The organism is Pseudoscardovia radai, from assembly GCF_002259605.1.
GTDB lineage: Bacteria > Actinomycetota > Actinomycetes > Actinomycetales > Bifidobacteriaceae > Pseudoscardovia > Pseudoscardovia radai.
This window is the reverse complement of record NZ_MWWR01000002.1, coordinates 161,587-177,308: the sequence shown is the minus strand read 5'-3', so window position 1 is coordinate 177,308 and position 15,722 is coordinate 161,587. Positions and strand designations below refer to the sequence as shown.

The 15,722-nt window shown below is 66.1% G+C and carries 14 protein-coding genes and 1 pseudogene; 11 read left to right on the top strand and 4 right to left on the bottom strand.

The features are described from left to right. Positions 1 to 2: 2 nt before the first annotated feature. The 4 genes and pseudogenes from PSRA_RS00810 to PSRA_RS09750 all read right to left on the bottom strand — a co-directional run. On the bottom strand, positions 3 to 1,046 hold the full coding sequence (locus PSRA_RS00810; RefSeq protein ID WP_094659958.1) for an acyltransferase: 1,044 nt from the start codon (positions 1,044 to 1,046) through the stop codon (positions 3 to 5). Between the two features lie 4 nt (positions 1,047 to 1,050). Further along, complete coding sequence (locus tag PSRA_RS00805; RefSeq protein ID WP_094659957.1) at positions 1,051 to 1,992, bottom strand: hypothetical protein; 942 nt, start codon at positions 1,990 to 1,992, stop codon at positions 1,051 to 1,053. 55 nt (positions 1,993 to 2,047) lie between these two features. Next, a complete protein-coding gene (locus PSRA_RS09755) occupies positions 2,048 to 2,443 on the bottom strand; it encodes a transglutaminase-like domain-containing protein (RefSeq protein ID WP_275542328.1) in 396 nt (131 codons plus the stop codon). A gap of 246 nt (positions 2,444 to 2,689) precedes the next feature. Beyond that, positions 2,690 to 3,700, bottom strand: a pseudogene (locus tag PSRA_RS09750) (hypothetical protein); the annotation flags it as partial. Between the two features lie 318 nt (positions 3,701 to 4,018). Between PSRA_RS09750 and PSRA_RS09290 the strand changes: the two are divergent. The 11 genes from PSRA_RS09290 (at position 4,019) to PSRA_RS00750 (ending at position 15,691) form a co-directional block, all read left to right on the top strand. After that, a complete protein-coding gene (locus tag PSRA_RS09290) occupies positions 4,019 to 4,267 on the top strand; it encodes a hypothetical protein (RefSeq protein WP_094659955.1) in 249 nt (82 codons plus the stop codon). Positions 4,268 to 4,350: 83 nt separating this feature from the next. After that, entirely contained in the window at positions 4,351 to 4,518 is a 168-nt protein-coding gene (locus tag PSRA_RS09075; RefSeq protein WP_211280464.1) for a hypothetical protein, read from the top strand. 143 nt (positions 4,519 to 4,661) lie between these two features. Further along, entirely contained in the window at positions 4,662 to 5,456 is a 795-nt protein-coding gene (locus PSRA_RS00790) for an ABC transporter ATP-binding protein (RefSeq protein ID WP_211280463.1), read from the top strand. 74 nt (positions 5,457 to 5,530) lie between these two features. After that, positions 5,531 to 7,459 carry a hypothetical protein gene (locus PSRA_RS00785; protein ID WP_094659954.1) on the top strand — a complete coding sequence of 643 codons (1,929 nt, stop codon included), beginning with the start codon at positions 5,531 to 5,533 and terminating at the stop codon, positions 7,457 to 7,459. Between the two features lie 92 nt (positions 7,460 to 7,551). Then, positions 7,552 to 8,916: an ABC transporter permease gene (locus PSRA_RS00780; RefSeq protein WP_094659953.1), complete on the top strand. Its 1,365-nt coding sequence runs from the start codon at positions 7,552 to 7,554 to the stop codon at positions 8,914 to 8,916. Continuing rightward, on the top strand, positions 8,913 to 9,980 hold the full coding sequence (locus PSRA_RS00775) for a hypothetical protein (RefSeq protein ID WP_094659952.1): 1,068 nt from the start codon (positions 8,913 to 8,915) through the stop codon (positions 9,978 to 9,980). Before PSRA_RS00780 ends, PSRA_RS00775 begins: the two co-directional genes overlap by 4 nt. A 62-nt stretch (positions 9,981 to 10,042) precedes the next feature. Next, a complete protein-coding gene (locus PSRA_RS00770; protein ID WP_094659951.1) occupies positions 10,043 to 10,621 on the top strand; it encodes a hypothetical protein in 579 nt (192 codons plus the stop codon). Positions 10,622 to 10,773: 152 nt separating this feature from the next. After that, positions 10,774 to 11,349, top strand: a complete 576-nt coding sequence (locus PSRA_RS00765; protein ID WP_094659950.1) for an NADPH-dependent F420 reductase — start codon at positions 10,774 to 10,776, stop codon at positions 11,347 to 11,349. Between the two features lie 66 nt (positions 11,350 to 11,415). Further along, entirely contained in the window at positions 11,416 to 11,973 is a 558-nt protein-coding gene (locus PSRA_RS00760; RefSeq protein WP_094659949.1) for a MarR family winged helix-turn-helix transcriptional regulator, read from the top strand. A gap of 259 nt (positions 11,974 to 12,232) precedes the next feature. Beyond that, positions 12,233 to 12,892: a type 1 periplasmic-binding domain-containing protein gene (locus tag PSRA_RS00755; RefSeq protein WP_143516282.1), complete on the top strand. Its 660-nt coding sequence runs from the start codon at positions 12,233 to 12,235 to the stop codon at positions 12,890 to 12,892. A gap of 177 nt (positions 12,893 to 13,069) precedes the next feature. Next, positions 13,070 to 15,691 (top strand): HAD-IC family P-type ATPase, encoded by a 2,622-nt coding sequence (locus PSRA_RS00750; protein ID WP_094660030.1) that lies wholly within the window; start codon positions 13,070 to 13,072, stop codon positions 15,689 to 15,691. Positions 15,692 to 15,722 lie beyond the last annotated feature (31 nt).

Sequence of the window (15,722 nt, the reverse complement as noted above, 5' to 3'; positions counted from 1 at the left end):
CCTTACAGGATGGCGCGCACGCCGGGGATGAGCTTCAGCACCCAGACCACGGCATACGACACGATGAACGCCACGAGTGCGCAGCCGGCGATCGCAAGCACGTCGCCGTGCAGGAACGGGTCGAAGGCGAGCACCTTGTAGATTGTGTACAGTGCCAGCACGTGCATCAGGTAGATGCCGAACGAGCAACGGTCGATGGAGAGCATCGCCCGCATCGCGGGGCCCGGGTGCGCGTCGTCCGCCGGGTTCGGCACGTGGCTCAGGAGCGAGAACACGCCCAGGCCCACGGCGACGACAAGGATCGAGCCGAAGCTGTTGCCCAGTGCCAGCACTGCGGTGTTCGCCGAAGCGTAGCCGAAGTGCGAGCACATCATGACGGCGGCCTCCGCCACCACTGCAAGCGCCACGGACCCGGGGGCCGACAGGCGGAGCTTGCCCGTGCGGACGGCGTAGCCCAGCAGCAGGTACAGCGGGTACACGGTGTTCACCGGGATGTAGAAGCCGATCTGGTTGTCGCCGAGGAAGTTGTCGATGGACGGCACGAGCGCCTGGAACACGGCGAGTACGGCGATGGCGTAGCGGAGCGTCGTGTCATCCATCGCCTTCACGGCGGCGCGGAACACCGGAAGCATGAGGTACATGCCGATGAGCATGTAGATGTACCACATGTGCAGCCAGGTCTTGCCGGTGAACAGGGCGACGAGCCAGTCCACGACGAGCCGGCCCATGTCGCCGCCGCCCACAAGCGTGTCGAACAGTTCGAAGACGAATGTGAACACGATGAGCGCCAGGACCACGCGCTTGAGGTACTTGGTCGCGATCTTGCGAATCGTCACCTCGTGCTCGGGGTCGAGCAGCAGCGCACCGGTCACCATGACGAAGCACGGCACCGTCCACAGCATGCTGTCAGTGAGCAGGAGCGCCGAGGCGTGTTGGCCGGCTTCGGGGGAGAAGACGGCGATTGCGCACAGCGAGGCGTGGAGGAACACCACGCCGAGGCATGCCAGGGCGCGTGTCAATGAGAGATATGCGATCTGTTTGCGCATTGTCTCAGTTCAGGTCGATGCCACCATCGAGGCAGCCGTTGTTGGCATCGCCGCCGGCGGCGGGCTGCTGGTTCTGGGTGGTGTTCGGAGCCGTGTTCTGCTGCTGGGCTTGCTGCTGGGCCTGTTGCTGCGCTTGCTGTTGGGCCTGCTGTTGGGCCTGCTGTTGGGCCTGCTGTTGCTCTTGCTGCTGTTGGGCCTGCTGTTGGGCCGCCGCCTCCTCAGCCGCCTTCTGCTGGGCGGCTTCCTGGGCGGCCTGCTGCGCCGCCGCATCATCGGCTGCCTTCTTGGCGGCAGAGTCGTCCGCCGCCTTCTTCGCCGCGTCATACGCCTGCTTTTCGCTGTTATGCGTGTTCACGGCATTGCCCGACGTCGCATCGGTGTATTCGATATATGCGAAGCCGCCTTCGGAATCATCGGCCAGTTCGATGGACGCTTCCTTGCCGTTGGCGATGGGGAAGGCGTGGATTTCCTGTTCGCCGCCACCTTCGAACGTGACCTTCACGTCGTATTCGGCGTTGAGGTCGGCGTCGGCCAGACCGCCGTCAGACGCGCTGGGCGACGCAGGGGCGCCGGCAGTCGTGGAATCCGTGCTCGCGGACTTCCCGGAGTCCGCCTCTCCGTAATACACGGTGCGCTCTTCGTCGGCGGCGAAGACGTCCCCGTCGGCAAGCATGTTGTCGCCGTAATCTGAATCGGTCGAATCCTTGATTGCGAATGCCGTGATGTCCTTGCCGGTCTTGTTGGTGGTGTTCACGGCATACGCGCCGTCGGCCTTGGTGCCAATGGCCTTGTATTCCTTCTCGGACGGCGACGCCGATGCGGATGCCGTCGCGGATTGCTCCGCCGCCGTTGTCTCGGGGTGGCTTGATCCGCAAGCCGAGAGCGGCGCTGCGAGAAGGCAGACGCCGAAAATGCCTGCGATGAGTCTATGGGCGGTGTTTGTCATTTTGTGTCTCCTTTGTTCGGTCGCTGACGGATGGATGGGGCCTTCCGACGGTGCGTCAGGCCTTCATGTATCCCTCTTTGTGGTATTTCAACGTTCCGGGGTCCCCATAGTGCTTGCCGAAGGAATCCACCTTGAGTTCGGATTCGCAGTCGGGGTCGTAGACCCTGCCGTCGATTTCGACCCAGGAATGCTGGCTGTGGTATCCGTTCTTCAACAGCACATAGCCGGTGACCTGCTTGGCGTCGTAGCCAAGTGCCTTGGCGAGTTCCGTGAAGGTGCCTGCCATGAGGTAGCAGTTGCCGCTCCGGCCGGTGTACCCCATCATGGCGTAGTAATGGGTTCCCTTTTCAGGTGCGATTTCCATCTTCACCCACTTACGGATGGAGTAGTTGTATGCCGACCTGAGGTCGGTGCCGATGGAAGGCAGCACTTTCCACGCATCCGGATACATGCGCTGGAGCTTCAGCCTGTTGTACGTGGCGGTGTCGTAGTTCTGCTTGCCTTGGCGGTTTTCCAGGATGCCGGTGGTGGCGAAGTGCTTCAAGGCGCCGGCATCGTCGTTGCCATAGGCTTGCTTGATGTCGGGATACCTGCCGATGTAGTAGTTGAAGTCGTAGATGGCGGAGTAATCGGTGCGGTCGTAAATGGTGACGGGATGCGTGATGGTCGGGTCGGGGTCTTCCATCCCGTACCAGGCGATGCCCTCGTCGTTCCAGCCCGAATCGATCAGAGTGCGCGCCTCATTGGCGCTGGTGGTGTAATTGTGTTCGCCGTTTCGCTGATTGTATTGGCGGTAGACCGGCTTCGCTTGCTGCGGATCCGATGAGAAGGACACGCCCTCGTAGCGCCAGCCGAGCTTCACGAGGGAATCGCGCTCGTCGCCATCCGTGGTGTAGAAGTGACGGCCTGAGCCCGGCGAGTACAGACGGTAGATGCTGTCGCCTGCCAGCGGACCTGTGGGGGAGGTCCATGCGATGCTCTCGTAGGTCCAGCCGCTCAGCAGCAGGCTGTCGCGTTCCTGTACGGACGAAGTGTAGAAATGCTCGCCTGTGTTGGTGTTGTACATGCGATACAGGTCGGAGCTGTATGGAATGCTGGCGACCTTGCGCATGGAGTTGTACGTGGCGGTGTCGTAGTTCTGCTTGCCTTGGCGGTTTTCCAGGATGCCGGTGGTGGCGAAGTGCTTCAAGGCGCCGGCGTCGTCGTTGCCATAGGCTTGCTTGATGTCGGGATACCTGTCGATGTAGTAGTTGAAGTCGTAGATGGCGGAGTAATCGGTGCGGTCGTAAATGGTGACGGGATGCGTGATGGTCGGGTCCGGGTCTTCCACCGCATACCATGCGATGTGCTCGTCGTTCCAGCCGGAACGGATCAGGGACTGCGCCTCGTCGAGGTCGGTTGTGTAATTATGCTGGCCGTTGTTCGGATCGTACTGGCGGTACACGGGTATCTCGTCGTCGGCATCGTCGCTGGCCTGGAATGCGACGCCTTCGTTGCGCCAGCCGTTCGATGTCAGCGAGGCGACCTCATCGTCGCTCGTCGTATACGCGTGCTGGCTGCTTGTCACATTGCACAGGCGGTAGACGTTCACGGTGCTGGCGGCGGGTGCGGACCATGCGATGCTCTCGTAGGTCCAGCCGCTCAGCAGTAGGCTGTCGCGTTCCGCCACCGACTTGGTGTAGAGATGCTCGCTGGTGTTGGGGTTGAAAAGCCTGTAAACGTCTACCGTGGACGAGGCATCAGGCGTTCCCGCCGTCTCGGCATGGGCGGCCGGGGGGGGGGCACAGCGCGGCCGCCATCGTGACGGTGGCCGCCGTGGCGATGATTTTGCGAATGGCCGATGCGATGATGGCCTTCGGTGGTTTGATACTCATGGTTGATATGGCTTTCTTCCTTCTTCGGCGTAATGGCAAAAAGATGATAGCGCAGACATTGGTCAGTCTGACGAACAGAATACAACGCTTGGGGTAGTTTGGTACAAGAGGTTCATATCCGTGGAGATCGCAGCCATGCCATGCATGAAGGTATGCATATATATATCGCCTCGGCGATCTGCATCGCATTGCTCCTCGCATCATGCGCGCCGCGTGGTCACGCCGTCGGCGACACACAGGACACGCAGGCCACCATCTCCCACGATTACATCAACCTCGGCAAGACGGGAACGATCACCGACGGTGGAATCGTGTTCGACGCCATCCGCATGCTTCCCGACGATTCCGCCGGCACGGCCACGCCGTCCGACGCGATCTGCCACCGCGACCCGCTATCGTGACGAGTACTCGATCCGCACGGGCATGGAGACGGTCTACACGCTGTGCAACGTGGACCGCGGCGTGCCGGAGGTGTGGGGGCAGCGTGTTCGACCTGCGCGACCTCATCACCTCGGCCGTCAAGCTCGCCGACGGCAAGACGTTGCCCGAAATGGACCTGCCGCTTAAGGACAGGTTGGCGCTGCGCGAGTTCCTCAAGAAGGTGCAGGGCACCGAAATCGAGAAGCTGCTGCGTGCCTGCGGCGCGCTGTGACGATGGCGCTGTGACGATGGCGATGACACGATGGCGATGACACGATGGCGCGGCGTCGCCGGATAGGGGACGGTGTTCCCGCGCGATGCTAGACTTCCGGCTGTGGGCCGCGGAACGCCGCGGGCGATCGGGAGGTGCGGCAGATGACGACGAGCGAGGACGGCGGCTCCAGGGGCGCCGCGGACGGACAGGACGGCGCCGGGTGCCAGGAGGCCGCGCAACCCGCGGGGGCGGCCGGGCAGGCGGGGGAGCCGATGCATTCGGTTGACGTCAACGGCGTGGGGGCGTCGTATGGCAGGCACACGATCTTGCATGATGTCTCGATGCATGCGATGCCGGGCGAGCAGATCGCCATCATCGGCCGCAATGGAAGCGGCAAATCGACGCTGCTGCAGATCATGGCGGGCATCATCCGTCCGGACGCGGGGCGCATCGTCTATTACGGGCACGATGTGACGCGCCGCCCTAGGGAGCTCACGCGTTTCTGCGGGTACCTGCCGCAGGGCAATCCGCTGGCCGAGGAGCTCACGGTGCGGGACAACGTGGCGCTGTGGAGCGGCAGCATCCGCGCCGTCGATCCGTCGATCCTCGACGTCTTCCACCTGCGCGACATCCTGAACAAGCCCGTGCGCAGCCTCTCCGGCGGCATGAAGCGCCGCGTGAGCATCGCCTGCGCCGTCGTGCGCAAGCCGCCCGTTCTCATCATGGACGAGCCGACCGCCGCGCTCGACATCTACTACCGCCGTGAGATCCGCGACTGGATGCGCTGGTACTGCCAGGGCAACGGCACGATTGTGGTGGCCACGCACGACGACGCGGAGATCCGCGCCTCCAGCCGCTGCTATCTGCTCGACGGCGGAACCCTGACGCCGTGGACGCCGGGGGACGCCCTATGGCGGCCCGATGGCGCGGCCGGGAACGAGCCGCCGCTATCATAGGCGTTGTGACGGTTGTTCCCGGTCGGGAGAATATGTGGCCGAGAACGGAACCGGAGCCAGAAAGGAGAAGGACGATGACAGACAACCAGGGGTGGAATTTCGATCCGTCGACAGGCGTTCCCCGCAATCCCGGGGCCGCGGCGCCCATGCCGCAGCAGTACGCGACGCAGCAGTATGCGCAGCCTGTCGCGCAGACGGTTCAGACTCCGCAGACGGCGCAGACAGTACAGACGGCGCAGACCGCTGCCGCCGACCCGTATGCGCAGGGCCAGTATCAGCAGGGCCAGTATCAGCAAGGTCAGTACGCGCAGGACGCCTACCAGTCCGGCTCCTACCAGCAGGGGCAGGCATACGATTCCGCGGCCTCCGCATCATATGGAGCCGCGCCGCAGTATGACGCGCCGCAGTATGACGCACAGCAGCCGGGCGCGCCGGGCGCATCGTATGGCGCCGCCGGCACCTACGGCCAGCCGGACGCCTCCGCGCAGCCGACGCAGGCATACCAGACGATGGCTCTGTTCGACCCCGCCACGGGCCTGCCGATCGCATCGCAGCCGGACACCGACCAGGAGCCGGCCAAGCGAGGCATGTCGCGTCCGGCACGCATCGTCACCCTCATCGCGGCGATCGTGGTGGTGGCGCTTGTCGCCGGATTCGTCGGGTATAAGATCGGCTCGCGCAAGACGCGCGGCCAGGAGCTCGTCGAAGGCCTGACGGCCGCGCTCTCGTCCGTCGAGGAAGGCCAGCTGGGCAAGGACATGCACCTCGACAAAATCCTCGCCAACCGCACGGCCGACCTCGGCTTCTCCGGCACCATCGACTCGGACGGCACATCCGGCACGCTCGATGCCTCGTACTCCTATGATCTCAAGGCCAAGCGGCACTCGCTCAACGGCACGGTCAACTTCGGTGGCTTCACCACGAACGCCACCCTCTACGGCGACGATTCGCGCGCCACGCTCAACGTGCCCGCCCTGTACTCGCGCCCCATCACCTACGATTACGCACACGGCTCGCTGAGCCAGTCCGTGGCCAACACTTTCGACATCGATTCGAGCAACGAGACGAAGGCCGTCGGCGATTCCTTCGGCCTCGCAAGCCCGATGCTGTTCGTGGAAGTGGCGGACGCCCTCTCGCAGCTGCTGACCGCCACCGAGACGAACCTCGACAAGCTGACGTGGAGCAAGGCCGACAAGAAGGACCTCGAGGTCAATGGCAAAACCGTCGGCTGCTCCGGCTACACGGCGCAGGTCACCGCGTCCGACCTGTCGGTGTGGCTGGGCACCTATTCGGATGCGCTGACGGGCATCGTGCAATCCGACACCGTGTTCACCGACGCCATGCTGCAGGAGATGTACGACGTCAGCGGCAAGGCCGATGTGATCGCCAGGCTCCAGGCCGCCATCGCGTCCGCGAAGCAGGAACTCGCCGACGTCCACGGCTCGGCCACGCTGACCTATTACGTCAAGGGCGGCCAGCTGGCCATGCTCGCCGTGTCTGCGTCCGACGGCCCGTCGTACGAGATCGACTTCAAGGGTGGCGACTTCGCGATGCAGAACTGCACGATGACGTACACCGACGGCGGATACAGCCAAACCTTCGCATGGAGCGGGTCGACGAACGGCAGCACCGAGACGTGGACCGCGAGCTTCCCGTCGGATAACGCCAGGTACGGCTACTCCCACGGCCCGTCGGATAACGCCGGCTACGGCTACTCCTATGATTCGTCGAACGGCACGCTGACCCTGACGTCCTTTGACGGGGCCGACACCTGGAGCATCAGCGGCACCACGAAGAAGGACGGCAACGCCTTCACCTTCACCGTGCCGCATGTGGAGCCGGACTCCGACGTATCCATCGACAACATGGCTATCTCCGTCTCTCCCGACGCCTCCATCAAAACCGTGGATGCGAGCAATGCACTTGACCTCTCCACCGCCACCTCGAGCGATCTGGAGGACCTTCAGCAGCAGGTGCAGCGCGCCGCGGACCAGCTCAAGTAGTACAACTGACTCAACCGCCGGTGCACGCCTATCGGCGGCGCCGGACATTCCGCCGCGTTCGATGCAGGACCGTGGCTGACAGGATCTGATGCATGACACGCAACCGACACACCCGGCGCGGGGACGGAACCTCCATCGCCCGCCGCTATGCGAGGATCGAGGCCAAGAGGGTCGTCGTCTCGCTGGGGCATATGCTCGTGGGAATCGTGCTTATGTCCGCCGTGCTCGTCGGCGCAGCGCTCGGAGTGTCGTCACTGATGACGCGCTCCTCGTCCGTCTCGCCGATCACCGTGTGCATGGCCGGCGTGAAGTCGGATCCGCGACTGTCGGCCATCATGCAAGCCGTCGCCGGCTCGCAGGAGGGCGTGAGCCTCGGCACCCTGCGCTACATCGACACGCAGGACGAGGCGCGGGATATGGTCGCGAGCGGCGAATGCAGCGCCTCCATCTGGCTTCCCGACGGTTTCTACGATGACCTCGTCGACGGCACGAACACGCCCGCCGTCATCTACCTTCCCGACAGCGGCGCCATGGGCACGCGCCTGTTTCGCGAGGTGGTCGACGATTTCGTCAGCCTTCTGAGCGCATCCGAGGCCGGCACCTACTCGGCCATCGAGCAGGTGCGCGAAACCCGGGCGGACGTATCCGACCCCGAGCAGATGGGCGGCGTCTTCGCGATGGCCTACGCGAAGGCCTGCTTCGCGCGCCTGGGCATCTTCTCCGAGCGCACGTACTCGCCGGTCGGCACCATGGGCCTGCACGAATACTATCTGTCGGTGGTCGTGGCGCTGCTCACCTTCGGCATCGGACTTAACTTCGGCTTCCTGTTCACAGGGGAAGACGAGGAGATGGAGCGCAAGCTGCGCGTATACGGCGTGTCGGCGTGGCTCGACGCGCTGATCAAAACGGGCGTCATCGGGCTTGCGCTGTGGGCCGTCGCCGTCGTGCTCCTGACACCGGTCCTCGCCCTGCTCGCGCATTCTGGCGGCATCGTGCTCGGCGCGTCGCTGCCGCTTGTGGCGCTCAGGCTTCTTCCCGGCGCCCTCATGATGGGCGCGTTCGACACCATGATGTACACGCTGACCCGCCGCAGCGAGCACGCGGGGCTTATCTTCCTGCTCGTCGGACTCGTGATGGTGTTCGCGGGCGGGTGCCTCCTGCCGTCCACCTTCCTGCCCGCACCGGTGGCGGCCGTGGGCGATGTGCTGCCCCTCGCGATCGAGCGCGGGTACGCGGCCGACGCGCTGACCGCCGGACGCATGCCCGTGACCGATGTCCTCGTGGTTCTCGCAGTCGGTGCGCTGATGGTCTGCGTGGCCGTGGTATGCGACAAGGCGCGGCACCATGAGCTGCCCCGCCTGCGCACAGGGCGCCGGGGAAGCCGGGGGCGCCGACCGCGTGCCGTCGCCGCGGCGCCCGGCGGCATGGCGCCGAAGGACGGGGAGGCGGCCCGATGAAGGCGCTGAAGAAAGGGCTCCTGTGGTTCGCGCTGTCGCTCAAGGGCCAGCTGCGCCGCCCCGCCTGCTGGATCGCGGCCGTTCTCATGGCGCTTGTTCTGTGGATGATTTCCGTCGTCTCCGTGCCGGCGGGAACATCGTGGACCGTGCTCCTGTGGAACGAGGACGGCGACAGCGGCCACCAGCTCGTCGAGCAGATCGAGGCCGCGGATTCGTCGTATGACTTCCGCGAGGCCTCGAGCGAGCAGGAGCTCATCCACGAGGTCCAGACGGGGCAGGCGCAATGCGGCTTCGTCATCTCGCCCGGCGCCACCTCGCGCATCGAGGCCGGCGACGAGCAAGACATCTCCGGCGCCATCACCTATGTCGACTCGCCTTTCACCTCGCTGGGAAGCGAGGCCAAGGAAACCGTCTTCGCCGTCATCTGGCAGCGGCGTGCGCTGACGGTTCTGCAGAACGAGGCCTCCTCCCAGCTGGGCATGTCAAGCCCGCAGGAACGGCAGGAGCTCGCACGGCGCTACCAGGACTTCCTGGCCGGGGGCAGCGTGTTCCATGCCGATTTCGAAACCGTGCATGTGGAAGGCCTAGCGTCCGCCATGAACGGCGGCGCCCTGGCGCGCGTGCAGCCCGTGCGATCCATGGCGCTTATCCTCGTGTTCCTCGACCTGTTCCTCGCCGTCGGAGCGCGCACGAGGCACGGCGGGCCGGGCATGGCCATGACGCGCGGGGCGCGCTTCGCATGGGAGTACGCGGCGAACCTCGCGCACGCCATCGTGCCCGCGATCGTCGCCTTCGCCGCCACGCGCCTTCTCGAGACGGACCGCATCGCGTGGTGGCGCGACCTGTGCTGCATCCTCGTCCTGGTGCCGCTGGCCGACCTATGGGTTATGTGCTTCGAACGCCTCGTGCGCTCGCGCGGCGCCTTCGTCAGCTGCGCCTTCACGATTCTCGTCAGCGAATTCGTGCTGTGCCCGGTGTTCTGGACCATCGGCACGTACGCGCCCGCCATGTCCCTCGTCTGCGCCGTGTTCCCGCCCGGCCTCGTGCTGCTCCTGTTCGCCTGAGCGCGCCTATGCTGGAGGCACGGCGCGGGGAGGCGCCGTGTAAGGCCGCATAAGGAGGGCGCATGTCGCATCTGTACGATCCCGCGTATGCCGCGGCGAATCTTGTGACGGGCCAGAGGCTGCTCGTCGTCTGCTGTCTGTTCTACCTGGCGTGGTGGGCGGTCGCGTTCCGCCCCGGACGGCGCCACGGCCGGAACCTTCCCGCCATCGTCATCCTGCTTGCCGGCGCCATCGGGGCAGGTGCCGCCGGCCTGTGCATGAGCTTCGTCAGCGTCCTCGACGCGCCGGGGGAGCGCATCGTGCCGGGGCGCACGATTCTCTCGCTTGGCGTCGGGCTGTTCCTCGTCCTGCTCGCCGTGACCGTCCTCGCCCTGGGGCGGCGCTTCACCTGCGAGCTGTTTCTCATCGTGGGATGGACGGCGCTCGAATACGCCGCCGTCGATGTGCTGCGCTCCGCCGGGCGTATGACGCATACGGGCGCCGTGACGATGGACGTGGCGCTCGCCCTCGCCTTCGTCGTGAGCGTCGTCATGTACGCGCTGTACTACCGTCTGCGCGGCAGACACGGGTATGTGGCGGGCATGGTACCGCTGGTGAGCGAGGGCGTCTCGATGCTTCTGCTGCTTGCCGTGACGGCCTGAGGGCAGGTGGCGCAGGGTGCGACACGCCGGAAGGGCGGGGAGAGGGCGAGATTGTTGACACGATGATTGCTTGCGCGTAAGATACAAGCCGACAAGACAAGTTCCGGCGGCCTTTCCGGCAACCCGGCACACGCACAAGCGAAAGGATCATCATGACCGCAATCTCCATCATCGGCAAGGGCAATATGGGCACCTCCCTCGCGAAGCTTTTCGAGCGCGCCGGCGCCACCGTCACCTTCGTCGGCCACGACGAGGTCGCGACCGCCGAGTACGGCGACATCGTCGTCCTCGCCGTCCCGTACCCGGCGCTCGCGGATATCGCCGGCAAGGCCGGCGCCGCCTTCGACGGCAGGACCGTGGTCGACATCACGAACCCGGTCGACTTCTCCACCATGGAACCGCTGGCCGTCGAGGCCGGCAGCGCCGCCGCCGAGCTGCAGGCGCTCATTCCCAACGCCCATGTCGTCAAGGCCTTCAACACGAACTTCGCCGCCACCCTCGCCTCCGGAGAGGTTGCCGGCCAGAAGAAGACGAGCGTCATGGTGGCGGGAGACGACGCGGACGCCAAGAAGGCGCTTGCGGACGTCGTCGCGGCATCCGGCGCCACGGTGTTCGATGCCGGCTCCCTGCAGCGCGCCCACGAGATGGAGGCGCTTGGCTATCTCCAGATCTCCCTGGCCGCCCGCGAGCGGATCGCCTGGACCGACGGCTTCGTTCTGTTCAAGTAAGCAGAGAACGACATCAAAGAAGAGAACGAGATCAAAGAATGATCGGCGAGGCAAGGAGGCAGACACATGGCATCCGCCAATGATGATGCGGCGGGACCGACGGCGCGAGAGCCGGGGAAACCGGATACCGCCATCACGGATACCGATCTGACGGATATCTTCGATGTGACGGTGCGCGTCGAAACGCGCCTGTGGGCTCTGGTCGAACAGCGTCTCGAGGAGGGCGACGCGATATCGGTCACCTCCTATGACGTGCTGCGCACGCTCCTGAGTCTCGGGACATGCCGGCCGGGCGACATCGCCGCGCACCTGGGCATCACGTCAGGCGGCATGACGAAGGTGCTCGACCGTATGGAACGCGACGGGCTGCTCGAACGGCAGCCGAACGAGCAGGACCGCAGGTCTTCGCTGATCGCCGTCACGCCCGCCGGGCGCCGGGCCTTCGACAAGGCCCAGCCCCTTGTCGAGGCCACGATGCGCGAGGTCATCGCGAAAAGCGGGCGCAGTCCCATCGAGATCGCGAGCCTGCGCGAGGTGCTGGTCGCGCTTAACGAGGCGCTCGGCGATGCGCCGACGAACACGCGCGCGTGCCCGACCCGCCGAGGCTCGGCCCGCCGTGCCTAATTTGGCGTGCCGTGCCTAACGTGGCGTGCCGTGGGGAAATAGCTCGGAGGCCGCCCCTTCCAAGGGGCGGCCTCGTCGTATTCTCGCCATATCCGGGCCGGTTCCGTCATGGGCGGGGCTACGCCATAGTTCCGGTTGCGCCATATCGTGCGGACTTCGTGCAGCGCTGAAAAACCTCCGAGGGCGCAGGTCTCCACTAGAGTAGGGTTGCAGATCCGGTCTGGTTCCGGGCATTCCCAGCGACGTCGAAAGGACGGCCATGCGATATCGCCATCACACCGCAGACGCAACCTCCGCTCGCGAGGCATCCGCGCCGGTAAACGGAACCCTGCCCGTGCGTGCCGCCGGACGCCCCCTGCGTCTGCTGGCCCTCGCCGCGTCCCTTCTGTGCGCCATCGTCTGCCTGTCGTCCTGTGCTCCGCGCGGCCGCGCCGTGGGGGACACCCAGGACACGCAGGCCACGATCTCGCACGATTACATCGACCGCTCCGACTATGGCGTCGCCCTCGTCGGCAGCGGCACCGACGACGACCTCGTCCAGAAATTCCGCGCGGGCGCCGAGAACAGCTCCCTGTCCGTGTTCTACGCGCAGGCGGCCACGGGGGAGCAGCAGCGCAAGGCCGTCGAGGACTTCGCCAAGCGCAAGGTCACGTTCATCGTGGTGCATCCCGACGACACCTCCGACGCATCCACAAGCGAGGCATGGGAGAAATCCCTTGGAGTGGCGCGTGACGCCGGCATCCCCGTCATCCTGCTCGACGGCCAGATCGATCCGGACAACCAGCTTCTGTACGCCGCAGACTTCATTCCCACCGACAGCGACGAGGACATCGAGAACAACGTGTACTCGCTCTACCATGCGCTCGCGGCCGTCATCAACGCCGACGCGCATGAGAAGCAGATGTACGTGCGGATGTAGCGCCGGGAAACCCAGGGCGGATGGGACGGCACGGACGATGGCGCGCATAACGACGCCGAAGGAGGAACGATGGCGAGAACCGATCGCACGCGCGTGACGCGGAATGCGGCGAAGGTCACGGAGCGGACGTCGCAGGGGACCGGGCCGGGCGCACGGGCCGCCGATGCCGGCGAACGCATGCCTCATGTCGACGAGCCGGGCCTTGGCCCCGAGGAGGTGGCGCGTCATGTCGCCGCCGGCGAGACCAACGTGCAGCGCACCCGCACGACGCGCACGGTCGGCCAGATCATCGTCTCCAACGTCTTCACCCTGTTCAACGGCATCATCCTGGCCTGCATGGTCGTGGTGCTTCTCACGGGGCGGTGGAAGGATGCCGTCTTCGGCTTCGTCATCATCATCAACACACTGATCGGCGTGTTCACCGAGCTCAAGTCCAAGCGCACGCTCGACAGGCTGTCCATCCTCGTGCGATCGAAGAACCTCGTGCGCCGCGGCGGGCGCAACGTGGAGGTGGCGCTCGAGGACATCGTGCTCGGCGACACCCTGTGGATCCGCGTGGGCGAGCAGGTGCCCGCCGATGCGCGGATCGTCGAATCGTGGGGCCTTGAACTCGACGAATCCATGCTCACGGGGGAGAGCCGCACGGTTCCCAAGAAGCCGGGGGACATGGCGCTGTCGGGCGCCACCGCCGTCTCCGGCCTCGCGCTCGCGCGTGTCACCGCCGTCGGTTCGAACGGGTACGCGGCCAAGCTCACCGCCGAGGCGAAGGTCTTCACGAAAACGCATTCCGACCTGCAGGACGGCATCAACCGGATTCTCAAGGCCATGACCTTCATCGTCGTGCCCCTGTGCATTCTGCTCATCATCACGCAGATGAACCATTACGGCGGCTGGTCGGCCGCCATCGCCAGCGGCGAGTGGCGCGACGCGGTCGTCTCGTCGGTCGCCGGCGTCGTCGGCATGATCCCCGAGGGCCTCGTGCTGCTGACCTCGCTGAACTTCGCCATCGCCGCCATGCGCCTGGCGCGCAAGAACACGCTTGTCCAGGAGCTCGAGGCCGTCGAGACGCTCGCCCGCGTCGACTGCCTCAACCTCGACAAAACCGGCACCATCACCGACGGAGGCATCGACTTCAACGCGCTGCGTCTCGTCGACGACTCCCGCCCGGTGGCCGACGTGGCCCAGGCGCTGTACGACGCCTGCGACGAAGACACGCCGAACGCCACCGGCCGCGCCATCCTCGACGGCCTGCGCGGCGCGGGCCGTGGAGCCGACAGCGGCGCCGACGGCCACACCGCCGCGGACGGGGGCGTCGATCTGCTGTCCCCGGACGGAACGCGCCGCGGCCTCGCCCCGACGGTCGCCTCGCGCGGCGACGTGGTAGCCCGCCTTCCGTTCTCCTCGGCGCGCAAATTCAGCGCCGTGCTCGAACGCGGCCGGGACGGCGCGCTAACGGCCTGGTTCATGGGCGCCCCCGAGGTTCTGATGGCCCGCATGCAGGAGGCGCATTCCTCCGCGTCGCCGGCGGCATCGGCGCCTGCCTTGACCGAACTGTCCGATACGGTCGCCGGACTCGCCGCCACGGGCGCTCGCGTGCTTCTGCTTCTCGCCGCCCCCGTCGATGATGCGGACGCCGCCCATGGCATGGGCGCCAGCACCGCAGACGGTCCGGCCTCCGCGCTTGCCGTGATCCCGGCCTGCGCGCGCCCCGTCGCCCTCGCCGTGTGCTCCGAATCCGTGCGCGATGACGCCCAGGAGACGCTTGCGTGGTTCCGCGAGCAGGGCGTGCGCTGCCGCGTCATCTCCGGCGACAACCCGCTGACCGTCGCCGCCATCGCGCGCCGCGTGCGCCTACGCGGCGATGCCGAGCCGCGCGCCATCGACGCGCGTACGCTTCCCGATGACGTGGATGAGCTGGCCGACGTACTCGAGGACGTCGACGTCATCGGCCGCGTGCTGCCCAATCAGAAGAAGGCCATTGTGCAGGCACTGCACCGGCGCGGGCATGTCGTCGCCATGACCGGCGACGGCGTCAACGACGCGCTGGCCCTCAAGGAGGCCGACCTGGGCATCGCGATGGGCAACGCCGCGCCCGCCACCAAAGCCGTCGCGCAGGTGGTGCTCGTCGACTCGAAGTTCTCCCACCTGCCCGACGTCGTCGCCCGCGGCCGCCAGGTGATGGCCAACATGGAGCGCGTCGCCAGCCTGTTCCTGACGAAAACCGCGTACTCGGCCATCGTCTCCCTTGGCGTCGTGCTCACCGGCATACCCTTCCCGTACCTGCCGCGGCATATCACCTACATCGGCTCCCTGACCATCGGCATCCCCGCGTTCTTCCTCGCGCTTGCCCCGAACACACGCCGCTACATCCCCGGCTTCCTGGGGCGCGTGCTGCGCTTCTCCATACCCAACGGGGCGGGCATCGCCATCTCGCTGCTGTGCTGCTCATGGATCCTGCCCGGCGTCATGGGCTGGGACCTCTCCCGGGCCGCCGACCTCTCGGACCTGCGCGCCACCTGCGTCATCGTGCTGTTCGCACTGAGCCTCATCGTGCTCGCACGCGTCGCCAGCCCGCTCGCCTCGTGGAGAGGAGGCCTCGTGGCCCTGTGCGCCGCCGCCGGCGTGGCGGGTATGGTCATCCCCCAGGTCGCGGCCTTCTTCGAAGTGGCCCTGCCCGTCGGGGCGCTTGTGACGCCCACCGTCGCCGCACTCGGCATCGGCGCCGCCATCATGGCCGCCAGCGTCATGATCGGCGCGGCCATCGGCCGCCGCGTCGCACCGGCGGTCAAGGCGCAGTAGGGGCGCGCGTGGCAGGCGCGCGAGGAAGCGC